We start from the raw sequence: 14,149 nt of genomic DNA, 5'->3' as shown, positions 1-14,149 counted from the left end.
ATATCTGTATAAAAACTCACGTAAAGCGGGTAAGTTTCAGCAAACACCTACTCTTAATCGTAATCTGAACTTTGATGTTAGGAGTACGACATAATTACCGGATTTTTTGTTCTCCTCTTTTTGAGTATAAATATCTTTAATACTGCTGAGTAAATATTCTTAATTTATTGTAATTTTTACTATAATTGATGAGATTTAATATACTAAATTAATCAAAGTAATTAGGTGTGAATAATTAAAGGTTTATAGTAAGGGCTGAAGCCCTTACATTTTACGTTCTCAGTGCGTAAGTCCTAATTAATTTTTCAACGCAGACAAATTATTTGGCAATCGATAGATAATACTCAAATCGCTGCCGGAGTTGTTTAACTGTCAAATTTTGAGTCCAGTATTCCACTAGGGCGTGACCAAATGCCCAGGCGTTGCGATCGGGTGAAGCGGAGTTTTCCAGCAGTAGCGGCCAGAGGGATGCCAATTCAAAGTTAAGCGGGTTAAGGTTGCCTCTATTCAAGAGCGAGAAAAGCTCATATCCCATTTGGAGTTTACCAATCACAATCGGCAACTGTTCCACCGGAATTTGCTCTGCCAGCATATATGCTAGGGCTGGAGATCCGGTTGAGAGGGTAGAAACAAACTGGAGGACGGGACTTTTAAGCAATGCCGTTAGTCCCTGTGTTGTCGTCATCTGGAAGGTATAGTGGTCGATGATTTTGGCTGCGGCGATAGTACGGGCTTCTAGGTTACGCAAAAAACGGGCGAGACGGAGTTGCTTGGTAGGCGCGATCGCATCCACTAATCCCAACGATAAAGCCTCCACTCCCCAAGCGGTTCGACTTGTTTTGCTATCACTTGTAACCATAGGTAAAACTAGATTACAGAAGTTTCCCAGCTGTTTGGCGCGATACTCAGTGGCTTCGCGAATGGCAATTTCCTTGGCGCGATCGCCCCATTCCCAATCATAAGGTGGTTGCCACTCGCGGATGGGACGCAGACGATCTACCTGGGTGACGATCGCGATCGCCGGTAAATCTGCAACTTCTGCTTTGATATCTTGCAAAAAGTCCACATCCATTTGTAGGGCAGGATCGAGGGCAGGGGTAGCTAACAGCAGCAAGTCTGCGTTGATGGCATAATCAAGCACTATATTTCGGAGATTGGCACGGTTGACTTGTTCATAGCCAGGTGTATCCAAAAGCGTCAAAGTTTCGCCACTTTGAGTCTGCCATTGATAATTCTGAATGCGATCGGTACTGGGTAAAACATCAACGGCTGCGAGATCCGCCTGAAATAGCGTGTTAATCAGGCTACTTTTTCCCGACCCCGTGCGCCCCACCAGCAGAATATTTACGGGTTTTTGCTCAACTGCCTCAGCTGGTTGAGCTTGGGTTAAGATTTCTCGGAGTGTTTGAGTTTTTGCCTTGGGTAAAGTTGGTGTAGGTGAAGATACTGAAACTGGTAATGTGCTACGTCCGTAGAGAGCGATCGCTTGGCGACATAAGTTTCTCAGGGCAGCTTCCCGAAATAACTGACTCAAATTCCCCAATAATTGCTGAGTTGCCTGGTTACTAGAACCCTGGCTGGCTTGTTTTGCCACCGCCGCCACCGGATTTAAGACCCACTGTGCCCAGTTCCAAGCTTTCCAAAATTTCCGAGCCGATGGCTCCAACTTCCGGTAGACCTCGTATCCTTGGTATGCTTGCCCAACCGTCACTTGATTGAGGAGTGGGGATAACTTTTGCATCCACTGATCCATATCATCCACCGTTCCGCGAATCAGCCCATAAGCTTGGGGGACGTAAATGTTCAGCAGAGGATATTGAATCTGAGGATTGTAGATATGAGCGATCGCTACAACTAAATCTTGGCATCGCGTCCAAAACGTTTGCCAGTCTTCCCAAATCGGGCGATCGCTTTGTGCTGCTTGCAGAATTTCTTGGAGTGCGGTTTCTGCTTGCTTTGTAACATCACTTCCCACTGGTGGCCTTACTGTATCCTCTGCTGTCGATTCCAGTTCTTCGCGGACTTGGGCTAATACAGCTTCCACTTGGTTAACAGCTGGTTGAGTCCATTCTACCAACAGCCAACGCCAACCCACGAATAAAAGGGTGAATACACCCCAAATCCAATTAATGCCCCACGCATGAATTTGTGAACCGGCGGCTACCAGTAAGAAAATGATGATAAAAGCGATCGGGATTGCTAAGACGACCCATTGCCACAGTTTTAATCGCACCATTGCCCCATACCTGTTTTGAAATGTTGGGAAATTCGAGTTTTTGCAAAAATTACTCTTATAAAAAGTCTATCGTCTCCAATCTAGGCAGGATGTTTGATATTCTGGGATTAGTGCTAGACTCCTAATTATTAAGGATAAATGTTTGATTTTGCTGTGGGCAGCTAAATAAACAACTGGACATTTATATTTATATTTCTAGATTAGAAGAAGTTTTAAATTACTCAGTTGCTTATGGGAGCAAAATTTAGTAACCAAGCTATGGAAACCATTACCGACATTGGCACGCTGATTGTCAGTACACCGGGAACCTGTGGTGGTCGCCCTCGGATTGCGGGACACCGAATTAGGGTACATAACATTGCGATCAACTTTAACGCAGGCATGAAACCGGAAGAGATAGTTGCCCAAAGACCACAGCTAATGTTGGCACAAGTTTATGCAGCGCTAGCTTACTATTATGCTAACAAGGAAGTAATTGAGACGGAGATTGCCGCAGAAATTTAAGAATACGACCGTTTGGAAGCTGAATATACGGCGAAGAGACAGTGAGCCAAATTCGTTTGTAACGAAAAATCAAGGTTTTAACCCACGGAGGTGGGTTTTGTCTGTGTAGCCGCGACTTCCAGTCGCCAGGGCTAGTAATAAATTAGACTTTTCAAATATTCTCTTAGACCACTGTCAGGGTTTTAATTAATACTAGGCTTCATCAATAAAACTGCTATCTTAATAAAGATATCCTTGAAGTGATCTCGTATGTTATCAGCTAATTGCAAGGCAATAACTAAATCTGGAGAAACATGTAAGCTCAAAGCTAATTATTCTGGATACTGTCATATACATGATCCTGAAAAAATTGCTGAATCCGAGGCGAAACAACATTTACTTGAAATGTTCGCAGTTGAGGTTTCAGCCAAAACCTTTAGCCAACGACGAGGCTTGAACCCAGTATCTGAGATTATCCAAATTGATAGTATAAATCATGCTCTACGCAATTCTCTTTGGAATGTATTAAGTGCAAATTTCTTTTTAAAATACTCAAAATCCATATCCAACTATATGTACTCGGACAGATATGTAGATGACTTTATTGTATATGTTTGGGAAAAATATTTTAAGTATCTTTTGGATGACTTCTCGGCAACACCAAGAGAATCTGTAAACTGGTTATTAGAATATTTTCAAAATTGCCAATGGTATGAAGTTTACGACTTTCTTGAGTTCACTATGAACTATTTCAAATCTCCGAAACTTGTAGAAGATATAAACTCTGTATTAGAAAGAGAACTGGCTGGTTATAGATTTGTCGCAGGTGTATTCACAGATATCACCAATGAGCAAGAAATTGAAATGCTTGAGCAAGCAGTAGATGATAAAAGTTTTCCTGCTGTGTCCAGCCATTTGAAGCGCTCCCTTGCTTTAATGAGTGACAAAGAAAATCCTGACTACAGAAACTCTATAAAAGAATCTATTTCCGCAGTTAAAAGTCTTGCAAAAGCTATTACCGGAAAACCAAAGGCAACTTTAGGAGAAGCCCTGAAAGTTCTGGAAGTTTCTAATAAGTTACATCCAGCTTTAAAAAATTCATTTTTAAATCTGTATGGATATACAAGTGATGAGGGAGGTATCAGACATGCTATGTTGACTGAGCCTGATTTAACTATTGCTGATGCAAAGTACTTTTTACTTTCATGTACGTCTTTCACAAATTACCTGAAATCGAAGATTTAGAGTGCGATCGCTTTTTAATTAGATATTGGGAGATCAGGAGCGATTGTCTTCGATACATTTAGCGATCGCAAGCAAGAATAAAGATAGCGATCGCCTATCAGAGAGACTTAAAATACTAATAATGCTATACTTTACTTTTTTAGCATTTAAGGAGTAATGGCTGTGGCTTGCATTACTGGCTTGGGCTAAAGCTTAGAACAATTTAAAGGCAAGCCGAACTGATAAAAGTCCGGCTAAGTTTTATCAATCATCTATACGCAGTAGCTTGCGGTAAAACGGTTGTGAAAAATCGGTCACGCGATGACGTTTATAGTTGTCCATAAGTTCAATTAAAAAATTAATAAACTCGAAACTAGCTATCATCAGTTCGTAACTCAGGTCAGCGTTGCCATCAAACTGAATTCGGCAACGGGTTAAGTCTGAGGGTAAGGTACCAACATTCCAAGAGGCGACAAAGGGGACATGTTCACTGGCTTCTATCTTGCGGTGTCCCTCCAATACCCCTTTTTGATAAAGACTGATGGCATAGGGTAAGAAATTGCGCCTAGCGCCCTGAACGTAAGGTAAGTAAACACTAGCTTGTTGTTGAGTGGCAGGCTGGAGTTGCTCAATAGACATTGTTAAATATTTCTCAAGTTAGTTGGAAACTGGGGATATTAGTGGCTGTTAGTAGTATTCCCAAAAGATGTATCTAAAGCACATAGGGAATGGGGAGTGGGGAGTTAGGAGTTAGGAGGACAAGGGAGACAAGGGAGAATTTGTCCAATGCCCAATGCCCCATGCCCCATGCCCAATGCCCAATGCCCAATAAATGAAGTTACTGCTAAGAAATATTAAAATTTCGGTTACAATGATGCTGCATTAACTTTTATCGAAGCTGGGAACGATAACACTAAAAATCCCGACTGTAAAGTGGTGGATGCCGTTATTGCAGTTTCTCCCAACAATAAGCTGCTGCTACCTTGCTATTACTTTGCCCAAATCCAAGTTCTGATTGGAGAAAGTCCGACTCTACAAGCTTCCTGCCCAAGTGGCTATCAAAGGAATCAAGCCTCTGTGTGAGAGTCGCAAACGTGGTTAATGTGAGGTAATTACGCAGAGTGGCGGTAACAACAAAGGTAGTCCCAGCAGCTTTTGGCTTAGGGATAGCGGGTATTGCAGTTTGCCCATTCCGATTAATATCGGGAAAAGTAGCTTAGGGATATTTGTCCGTAAAATTACTAACTGTAGACAAATACTGGTTTTTGAATCAAGTAACCTAACCTATGCCAGCGAATTCCTGGCCCGAAGAAGATTCTTATCAAGAGCTTGATCCGCTCAACTCCTTATTGTCTGACCTATCAGTAAATGAGGAGTCAGTGTTAGAGACAGATCCTGTGTCTCTAACACCCCGGTTTCAAGGTCGTAGACGCAAAGCAGCTCTAGTCTTGACTATCGTCTGGAGTGGCACGATCGCTCTACATTTAGTTTCTTGGGCTTCCATATTTATTCTAGGACTGACCACCATTCTAGGATTTCATGCTTTGGTGGTAGTGTTTACTAAATCTCGTCGCTATCCAAAAGAAATACAGGGAGATTTGCCCTCTGTATCTTTGCTAGTGGCTGCGAAAAATGAGGAAGCGGTAATTGCTAAATTAGTCAAAAATCTTTGTAATCTGGAATATCCAGGTGGACAGTACGAAGTATGGATAATTGACGATCACAGCAGTGATAGCACCCCACATTTATTAGCAGAACTAGAACAGAAACACCAGCAACTGAAAGTACTAAGGCGTTCAGCAGCAGCTAGTGGTGGCAAATCGGGGGCGTTGAATCAGGTATTGCCACTGACAAAGGGCGATATTATAGCAGTATTTGATGCTGATGCCCAAGTAACACCAGACTTGCTACTACAGGTAATACCTTTATTTCAAAGAGAAAAGGTGGGGGCGGTGCAGGTGCGAAAAGCGATCGCCAACGCTAAAGAAAACTTTTGGACTAAGGGTCAAATGGCGGAAATGGCACTTGATACCTGGTTTCAGCAACAGCGAACTACCCTTGGTGGCATTGGCGAACTGCGGGGCAATGGTCAATTTGTCAGGCGTTCAGCCTTGGAAAACTGCGGTGGTTGGAATGAGGAAACTATTACCGATGATTTGGATTTGACAATCCGTTTACATTTGGAAAAATGGGATATTGAGTGTGTTTTCCATCCAGCCGTGCAAGAAGAAGGAGTGATAAGTGCAGTTTCACTCTGGCATCAGCGTAACCGTTGGGCAGAAGGCGGTTATCAACGCTATCTGGATTACTGGGATTTAATTCTCAAAAACCGCATGGGAACGCGGAAAAGCTGGGATTTGCTGATTTTTATGCTGATTATGTATATCTTGCCTACAGCAGCAGTACCAGATTTATTAATGGCGATCGCTCGTCATCGTCCACCAATGTTAAGTCCAATCACAGGCTTGTCCATTTCTATGTCGATGGTAGGGATGTTTACAGGTCTGAAACGGATACGTCAAGATCAAAAATTCCCACTTTCTACATATTTTCTGTTACTGGTACAAACCCTGCGCGGCAGTTTATATATGTTGCACTGGTTAGTCGTCATGAGCAGTACTACTGCCCGAATGTCGGTAAGAGAAAAGCGCCTAAAATGGGTGAAAACTTTGCATACTGGGAATGGGGAATAGCCCCCAAGGGGGAATTAAAAATTAAAAATTAAAAATTAAAAATGCAAAATTACCAAAAATAATTTTGCAATTTTTTATTCATCATCAACTTCTGATTCTTCTACCCACTCAGGTGTAGTCATGGAATCGGAGAATTCTGTTGAATCCTCTGCAAAGCGGATAATTTGTCCGTTGAAGAATTCTGCTAAACGCTGAGCTGCGATCGCTACTTCGTCAGGTTCCCAATCAGGTGCAGGTGTTCGCTGTGGCGGTGGAGGCAAAGCTTGCACCCCATTTCCATTTGTCCGATTACCATTTGCCCCATTACCATTTGTCCCATTTCCATTTGTCCGATTACCATTTGTCCCATTGCCATTTACCGCATTTCCGTTCCTTGCTGCTGTCGGTGTCGGTGATGGATTGGTTGGCTCTGGTACTGGCGCTAGAGGGGGAATTTGCTGGTTATAACTGGCAGTTGGTGGCTGCTGAACGCGAGTAGAGTCTTTTGGAGGAGGATTTTTTTTGGCTGAGGTAGAGTTTGAAGAGGTTCCTTTTTCTATATTTATCTGGATTTCACGCTGGAAAGTCTGCTGGAAAGCTGCCGTAATCATCGGTAGATAAGATTTACCCTTGTCATACCATGCCTGTTTGATCGCAATTCGAGCCACAGTACCATCGAACTCTACGAGATGGCTCATTTGACGCAGCATTTCTTGCCTTGATTTTGGCTGGAGGTTAGCAAGTACCTGTTGCCAAACCTGAGTTAAGTCATATTGTGGCGCATCAACAACTTCTGAAGTTACTGGTTCAACGTTCGCCGGTGGCACAGGGACAGATACAGGTTCTGGGGTTGGTGGTGAAACTGAGTTAGCAGCAGAATTGTGATTTGTTTGCCGTTCAACTGGGGGAGATGAAGTGACGGGCTGATTTTGGGATAGAGAATTATGATTTGTTTGTGGTTCAGCTAGAGGTACAGAAGAGACTGGGTGATTTTGGGTAACTGCTGGAGGATAGCTTGCAGATACAGCAGGTGTATTAACTCGCGGTGCAACGCTTGGGGCTTGTGGCTGAATATTCGTCGCACTGGGTAACAATCCTAATAATGTTACTTCCAACCACAAACGCGGCTGGGTGGTATTTTTAATTTGCACTTCTGATGTTCGCAGGTGTTGCTGTCCTGCCAAAATCGCGCTTATATCCAAGTATTGAGCAAACTCAACCAGCGCTGTCCAGGTTTGCTGAGTACAAGCAACTAAATTGTGGCGGTTGGGTGCTGTTTTGGCTATGAGTAAATCGCGGTAGAAGGCGGCGAGATTTTGCAGAATAGTTAGCGGTTCTCGACCACGATCTAAAATGTTGTGGGTACAATCTAGAACTGCTTCTGGTTTATCTTGAGCGATCGCATTTAAAAGCCCCAGCAAGTCCTGTTCGCTCACCGTCCCCACCAAATCCCAAACTCGCTCTGGTGTCACTTCACCCGCTAACAAACCCAATTGGTCGAGCAAACTTTCGGCATCTCGCAACCCTCCCTGAGCAAGTTGGGCTACCAGGGTTACAGCGTCGGGTGAAATATGAATGTTTTCATAAGATGCGATCGCACTTAAATGCTTGACCATCGCTTCTAACTGAATGCGTCTAAAATCAAACCTTTGACAGCGCGAAATAATCGTTGGTAACACCCGTTGCGGGTCTGTTGTTGCCAATACAAAAACTACCTGCCTCGGTGGTTCTTCTAGTGTCTTCAGTAGCGCATTGAATGCCTGAGTACTGAGCATATGACACTCATCGATTACATAAACCTTGTAGCGACACTGCACAGGAGCAAACTGGGCCTTTTCAATCAACTCGCGGATATTATCGACACCAGTGTTGCTAGCGGCATCGATTTCAATTACATCTAAGGCGTAGCCCTTGGTGATTCCTTGACAAACCTCACACACGCCGCAGGGTTCAGCAGTGGGCTTATCACCTTTGAGACAATTGAGGGATTTAGCCAGAATCCGGGCGCTAGAAGTTTTCCCCGTACCTCTAGGCCCAGTGAATAAATAGGCGGGGGCGATTTTGGATGTGCCGATCGCGTTGGTGAGGGTAGTAGCGATCGCCTCTTGTCCCACCAGTTCAGCAAAACTCTTGGGGCGATATTTGTGGTGCAGGGGTTCGTAAGACATGAAAATATAGACTTCAATGCCTTTCAAAGTTAATTAGTAGCACCGAGTCGAGTTTAGGATTCAATTATTTTAAACTCTCGTACCTGCTTTGTTTGTAGATGTTGCCATAGCCCTTGCACTCAACTAATGCCGTATATTTTGGCACTCAGGAAAGCAAGCGACCACAGCTTATCCTCTACTATGATTTCAACATCAAGGATATCGGAATTATAGCATACCATTTAGTACATTTGTTCTAGTCAAGATGAGTGGGGAGTGGGGAGTGGGGGTTGAAAGAGGCAGGAGAGAAAAACTCTTGACAAATGACCAATGACAAATGACAAATGACTATACGTTAATCCAGTGCGATCGCTACAATTTTAGGATAAGCAATATTCGATGGTGCAGCAGATGCTTAAGCGGCTATTTCAATGGCTCAAAAAGCTTTTTCAGAGCTTGTTTGGTGGAAAACAGACTGCCTCAAAATCCCGGGGGAATGTGCAAAAAGAACCAGCACCACCCTTAAGCGATACGGATCTGGAATTTCTCTTCAACGAACTGTTGCAAGGAGTACATCAAGCACGAGGGGAAGCATGGGCACGGAAGTGGCTGCATAATATTGAACATCGCATCCCAACTGAACGCTGGGTTGAGTGGTTAGGGCGCTTTGGCGACAGATTGCTGGCATCACCTACACCCAATAATGAAATAGCTGCGCGGTTAGTGCAGCTGGGTGAGTTGAACATCGGAGAAATTGGAGATGTTGCCTATAGTATCGGGATGCAGTTATTGACACGCAATCAAGGCGAACCAATTTGGGAATATGAAGGGCCAGATGCTGTTAGCACAACTTTCCTCTCTGAGCCAACCGCCCCAATATCAGAGTCAGCAGATGCGCCAGAGAACCTCCCAGAGGGAGAATCCCAAACTGTCACCCTAGAAGAGTTGTTTGTGATGTTGCAGGAGGATGAAAACTTACGCCAGCAGATTGCTCAACAGCTTGCCGTAGAAACAGATGATCCACAAGTGCTTGTCCAGGCATTGATTAATCAATTATATCCGGCTGGTCAATCGACTACAGAGCAAACAGAAAATTAACTGCTTCGCAACGCAAAGTCACCAGATTTTGGATTTGAAATTTTCGATTAAGCGAAAATCTCAAATTTAAAATTGGCGTCTTGAATCTGGAAATTGTAACGTTGTAATGCTATTGTCTTGAAGTTTTGTATATTTTTTGCTAGTCTGCTACGGAAGCGGTGTCTGGATCTAATGGATTTTTACGTAATTAATGATTTTTTGAACACAACGATGGCTACAATCTAGAAAAACAAAATCCAAGAGTGTGGCAGATGCTCAGGCGGATATCGCAGTCGCTTAAAAGGTTTTTAAAGCGCCTCATTGCAAGTAAGCAGACTCGTCGTTCTCTCAAGGGTGGGAGAGGACGTAATCTGGTGGGGGTACTACCAGAACTAACCAATGCGGATCTAGAACAATTGTTTATCCAATTGTTAGAAGGCGTGCATCAAGCACGAGGACGACAGTGGGCATTGAGGTATCTGCAACGGATCGAAAATCGCATTCCGGCTGAACGCTGGATAGATTGGTTGGTGATGTTTGGTGAAAGCTTGTTAGCTTCACCCGCACCGAATCCTCTGTTAGCAACCCAGATGGTGCAATTGGGGGAACTTGGTGTTGGCAGAATTGGTGATGTTGCCTATGACATTGGCATCCGGCTAATGCAAAACTCACCCATACAGAACTCCCCCACACCAATAGAGTATGAGGACAATCAGGCGCAAGATGGGGTAGAAATCACTCCTGGGCAAGAACTGATTCGCAATTTAGGTGAACAGTTATGGGAGTATGATGAGCAAAATGTAATAGAAACTACTCCTGGGGAAGAACTGATCCGCAATTTAGGCGAACAGTTATGGGAGTATAGTGAGCCAGATGTCGTAGAAACTACAACCGATGAAGAAATTCTTGCAACTTCTCCTGGGCAAGAGCTAATTCGTAGTTTAGGTGAACAGTTATGGGAATATGATCTGCAAGATGTTGAACCAATAACGTCAGCACCCGAAAATGTCTTTTCTGAGGAAGGATTGACCGAGAATTTAGAGGAACCGGTATTGGAATATGAACGAGAAGACGCCCAAACCACAATCAGAGAAAATTTTCCTCTCCCCGCCGCAGAAGATTCTATCACCTCATTAGCTCAACTGAAGTTCGGCGATGAAGAAGAAGTCACTCCAACTAAAATACGACCAAATCTCCTTTCCACTAGAGAAAAAACTGAATTAACAACGTCTGACTCAGAGTCAACCTGGGATAAGACTTTGACGAATTTAGAGCCAAATGTGGCTTCTACGCTAGATGAGTTGTGGGTGAGGTTGGATGAAAGTACTAATTTAGTCCAGCAACTTGCTTCTAACTTGGCGGTTCAAAGTAGTAATTCCCCTGGTATTATTGAGCGACATAGCGATAATCCTGTTACCCAGGCTCAAGCGTGGTTTTACCAAGGTCTTCAGGAAGCTAAAACAGGTGATTTGTTAGGCGCGATCGCCTCTTATGACCAAGCCATCGAACTTCAACCCGAATTCCCAGAATATTGGTTTAACCGAGGCTTGACGTTGTTTCATTTAGAACGTTTTGATGAAGCGATCGCATCTTACCAAACAGCCACAGAACTAAAACCCGACTTCTACAAAGCTTGGTACAACAGAGGTCGAACTCTCGGAGAATTAGGATATTTTGAAGAAGCGATCGCTTCTTTTGACAAAGCCATAGAAATTAAACCAGACTACCAAGAAGCTTGGTCTAGCCGGGGTTTGGCGCTGCTAAAGTTAGGTTGGCTACCAGAAGCTATTTCTAGTTATGACCAAGCGCTGCATTTGGAACCAGAAGACCAGGAAAACTGGTATTACCGAGGTATAGCACTAGCTGTAGGCGAACAATTTGCCGAAGCGATTATATCTTACGACAAAGCACTAGAAATTGACCCAGAGTATCACGAAGTCTGGATAGACCGGGGTGTAGTGCTGTTTAATTTAGGAAAGTGGTCAGAAGCGATCGCCTCTTGGGATAAAGCACTTTCAGTTCAAGGCGACTTCTACTTAGCTTGGTACAACCGAGGTATAGCCTTAGACAACTTAGGACGCCGCGTTGAAGCGATCGCCTCCTATCGGCAAACGATTGCCATTAAACCCGACTTCCACTTAGCTTGGTATAATCAGGCAGTAGCACTGTTTTATTTAGAACAATTTGCCGAAGCGATCGCTTGTTATGACAAGGCTTTGCAAATTAAACAAGACTATTGGGAAGCTTGGATTGGTCGGGGAACTGCGATCGATAATTTAGTGGATTCTGAGGCATTGCTGAATTTGTCGAGTACTATCACAGCGACAAATCCCGCCTTACAACAGGGTGGCTACGAAGGAAAATTAGCCAGCTACGAGGAAGGGTTAAAGCATCTGCGGACAGATACCCACCCAGAAGGTTGGGGTAGATTGCATGTTGCGATCGGTAATACTTACTACGACCGAGGCAAAAAATATCCCAATACGCGCGATTATTGGCGCAAAGCTGCATCTGAGTACCATCAGGCGCTGTTAACCCTCACACTAGAATATTTTCCCCAGTTGCACCTAGAGGTTTTGCAATCTCTAAGCAAAGTGTTGATGGGTTTGGGACAAACAACACAAGTTCAAGAATTGCAGCAACGCGGTACAGATTTATTGCAACAATTGCTGAGTGAAGAAACTCGCTCAGACGAAAGTAAAAAACAGCTAGCTCTGAAATTTACAGGTTTTGACCAATTAGCAGTTGATTTAGCCGTAGAGTCCGGTGATTTAGTTGAAGCTTGGCAAATTGCCGAACAAGGCAAAAATGCTTGTTTAAACTGGCTGCTTTCTGGCTGGAATAATGATATTTACTCACCTAATTATGGCGCAATTCAACAACTATTCAATCCCACAACAGCAATTATTTACTGGCATATTAGTCCGGTTGCCCTACATACTTTCATTCTCAAAGACCAAGCGCCATCACCAATCCTCCTGTTTACACCCATGCAAGATCCTGGAGCAATACCTTTAGGAGAAGAAGCTATCCGTCTAAATGAATTGCCTCTACCTGAAGCGGTGCAACGCCTAATTGAATTTGAAACTTGGCTAGAAGATTGGCATCAACAATACCAAGAATATCGCAGCACGGCTCAAGACAAAGAAAGTAAAAGCCAGCATTCTTGGCGAGTTGATATGGAACAGAAGCTGTTGCAACTGTATGAAATCCTGAATATTTCCACAATTGCCCAGGAACTCGAAGGCATCACCCAACTGGTATTAATTCCTCACCGTGACTTGTACAGATTGCCCATTCATACCCTTTTCCATCTTTCTTCCCCATCGCCGGAAGAGTTGCCGAATGTGGAGTCAAATTTCACCGTCACCTATCTGCCTAGTGCCCAAATAGGTTTATCAATAAAAACTGAACAGATTTCGCAGTGGCAAAATCAGTTATTGCTCAGTGTTGAACATCCTGAGAGTGCAGCTTATCCTACAGTAAAATTCGCCAAAATTGAGTCTGAAATTGTTAGCCAGATGTTCAGTAATATCAAACGAATTCAGGGGTCAGAAGCTAGAAAAAATATTGTCGAAAACGCCTTATTTGATAATAATTACAACATCTTTCATTTTACGGGTCATGTCACTAATAATTTGGTTGAACCGAAAAAGTCAGAATTAGCATTAGCAGGTGAAGAAAAACTTACTCTAGATGAAATTTATCAGCAAAATCTAGCAAGTTACAACCTTATTACTCTATCTGCCTGTGAAAATTTAAGTCCTAGCAACTACACTATTAGCAGCGAATATGTGAGTTTAGTGAGTGGTTTTGTGAGTCAGGGCGTTCCTCATGTAGTGAGTACTCTCTGGAGTGTAGAATCTTCCGCTAGTGCCTTGGTAATCATCGAGTTTTACCGACGATTACAGCCCAATAAATCAGCAGTTACTGCCTTAGCAGAAGCAACCCGATGGCTGAAAGAACTAACTGCTGGAGAACTGACAAAATGGTATGAGGATGTCTTGAATAATCTGCATCCAGAGGAATTACGAATTCAAACTTATTTAGCAACACAACTATATAGAAATAGTAAAATGGCATCAGATAAAAATCTTTATAATCATCCTTACTACTGGGCGGCATTCACGATTACGGGTAAACCGAATTAATCTTTTGTGCTGCTAAAACTGCTGTTTTATTCCCCGCCGATTCTGGCTTCTTATAGCTAGAAGTTGTATTTCCAGAGGCAGGACTAGCTGGAGCAACAGCGTACTAAGTAGCTCAACCTAATTAAATGTAAAACGCTCGACTTGGTACTGACCTTGTAT

General features: G+C 43.3%; 9 protein-coding genes. 6 read left to right on the top strand and 3 right to left on the bottom strand.

Going from position 1 to position 14,149, the window contains the following annotated elements; genetic code table 11:
• Window positions 1–319: 319 nt before the first annotated feature.
• Window positions 320–2,236: a GTPase family protein gene (locus PUQ00_RS12350; RefSeq protein WP_300416503.1), complete on the bottom strand. Its 1,917-nt coding sequence runs from the start codon at window positions 2,234–2,236 to the stop codon at window positions 320–322.
• Between the two features lie 231 nt (window positions 2,237–2,467).
• On the opposite strand from PUQ00_RS12350, the gene PUQ00_RS12345 reads away from it, so the two are divergent.
• On the top strand, window positions 2,468–2,740 hold the full coding sequence (locus PUQ00_RS12345) for a DUF433 domain-containing protein (protein ID WP_335030013.1): 273 nt from the start codon (window positions 2,468–2,470) through the stop codon (window positions 2,738–2,740).
• Window positions 2,741–2,989: 249 nt separating this feature from the next.
• The gene (locus PUQ00_RS12340) at window positions 2,990–3,964 is read left to right on the top strand and encodes an AbiJ-NTD4 domain-containing protein (RefSeq protein ID WP_300416501.1); all 975 of its coding nucleotides are present in this window, start codon (window positions 2,990–2,992) and stop codon (window positions 3,962–3,964) included.
• A 243-nt stretch (window positions 3,965–4,207) separates the two neighbouring features.
• Here PUQ00_RS12340 and ebsA read toward each other — a convergent pair whose 3' ends face one another.
• Window positions 4,208–4,582, bottom strand: coding sequence for a type IV pilus biogenesis protein EbsA (ebsA, locus tag PUQ00_RS12335; RefSeq protein WP_300416499.1), 375 nt, complete (start codon window positions 4,580–4,582; stop codon window positions 4,208–4,210).
• A gap of 294 nt (window positions 4,583–4,876) precedes the next feature.
• On the opposite strand from ebsA, the gene PUQ00_RS12330 reads away from it, so the two are divergent.
• Both PUQ00_RS12330 and PUQ00_RS12325 read left to right on the top strand, forming a co-directional pair.
• Window positions 4,877–5,026, top strand: coding sequence for a hypothetical protein (locus tag PUQ00_RS12330; RefSeq protein WP_300416498.1), 150 nt, complete (start codon window positions 4,877–4,879; stop codon window positions 5,024–5,026).
• Between the two features lie 203 nt (window positions 5,027–5,229).
• Complete coding sequence (locus PUQ00_RS12325; RefSeq protein ID WP_300416496.1) at window positions 5,230–6,636, top strand: glycosyltransferase family 2 protein; 1,407 nt, start codon at window positions 5,230–5,232, stop codon at window positions 6,634–6,636.
• A gap of 74 nt (window positions 6,637–6,710) precedes the next feature.
• On the opposite strand, the gene PUQ00_RS12320 is transcribed toward PUQ00_RS12325, so the two are convergent.
• Complete coding sequence (locus PUQ00_RS12320; RefSeq protein ID WP_300416494.1) at window positions 6,711–8,783, bottom strand: DNA polymerase III subunit gamma/tau; 2,073 nt, start codon at window positions 8,781–8,783, stop codon at window positions 6,711–6,713.
• Window positions 8,784–9,173: 390 nt separating this feature from the next.
• On the opposite strand from PUQ00_RS12320, the gene PUQ00_RS12315 reads away from it, so the two are divergent.
• Entirely contained in the window at window positions 9,174–9,860 is a 687-nt protein-coding gene (locus PUQ00_RS12315; RefSeq protein ID WP_300416596.1) for a hypothetical protein, read from the top strand.
• Window positions 9,861–10,111: 251 nt separating this feature from the next.
• Window positions 10,112–13,990 carry a tetratricopeptide repeat protein gene (locus PUQ00_RS12310; RefSeq protein WP_300416492.1) on the top strand — a complete coding sequence of 1,293 codons (3,879 nt, stop codon included), beginning with the start codon at window positions 10,112–10,114 and terminating at the stop codon, window positions 13,988–13,990.
• Window positions 13,991–14,149: the final 159 nt, after the last annotated feature.

It is taken from the genome of Nostoc sp. S13, assembly GCF_029379315.1.
In the GTDB taxonomy this organism is placed as follows: Bacteria; Cyanobacteriota; Cyanobacteriia; order Cyanobacteriales; family Nostocaceae; genus Nostoc.
Note: the sequence above shows the minus strand (reverse complement) of the source record. Positions and strands in the feature narration are given on the sequence as shown.

Bases quoted from the DNA above. Each gene is read 5' to 3' on its own strand.
- PUQ00_RS12350 (WP_300416503.1), bottom strand. From the start codon at position 2,236: ATGGTGCGATTAAAACTGTGGCAATGGGTCGTCTTAGCAATCCCGATC.
- PUQ00_RS12345 (WP_335030013.1), top strand. From the start codon at position 2,468: ATGGGAGCAAAATTTAGTAACCAAGCTATGGAAACCATTACCGACATT.
- PUQ00_RS12340 (WP_300416501.1), top strand. From the start codon at position 2,990: ATGTTATCAGCTAATTGCAAGGCAATAACTAAATCTGGAGAAACATGT.
- ebsA (WP_300416499.1), bottom strand. From the start codon at position 4,582: ATGTCTATTGAGCAACTCCAGCCTGCCACTCAACAACAAGCTAGTGTT.
- PUQ00_RS12325 (WP_300416496.1), top strand. From the start codon at position 5,230: ATGCCAGCGAATTCCTGGCCCGAAGAAGATTCTTATCAAGAGCTTGAT.
- PUQ00_RS12320 (WP_300416494.1), bottom strand. From the start codon at position 8,783: ATGTCTTACGAACCCCTGCACCACAAATATCGCCCCAAGAGTTTTGCT.
- PUQ00_RS12315 (WP_300416596.1), top strand. From the start codon at position 9,174: ATGCTTAAGCGGCTATTTCAATGGCTCAAAAAGCTTTTTCAGAGCTTG.
- PUQ00_RS12310 (WP_300416492.1), top strand. From the start codon at position 10,112: ATGCTCAGGCGGATATCGCAGTCGCTTAAAAGGTTTTTAAAGCGCCTC.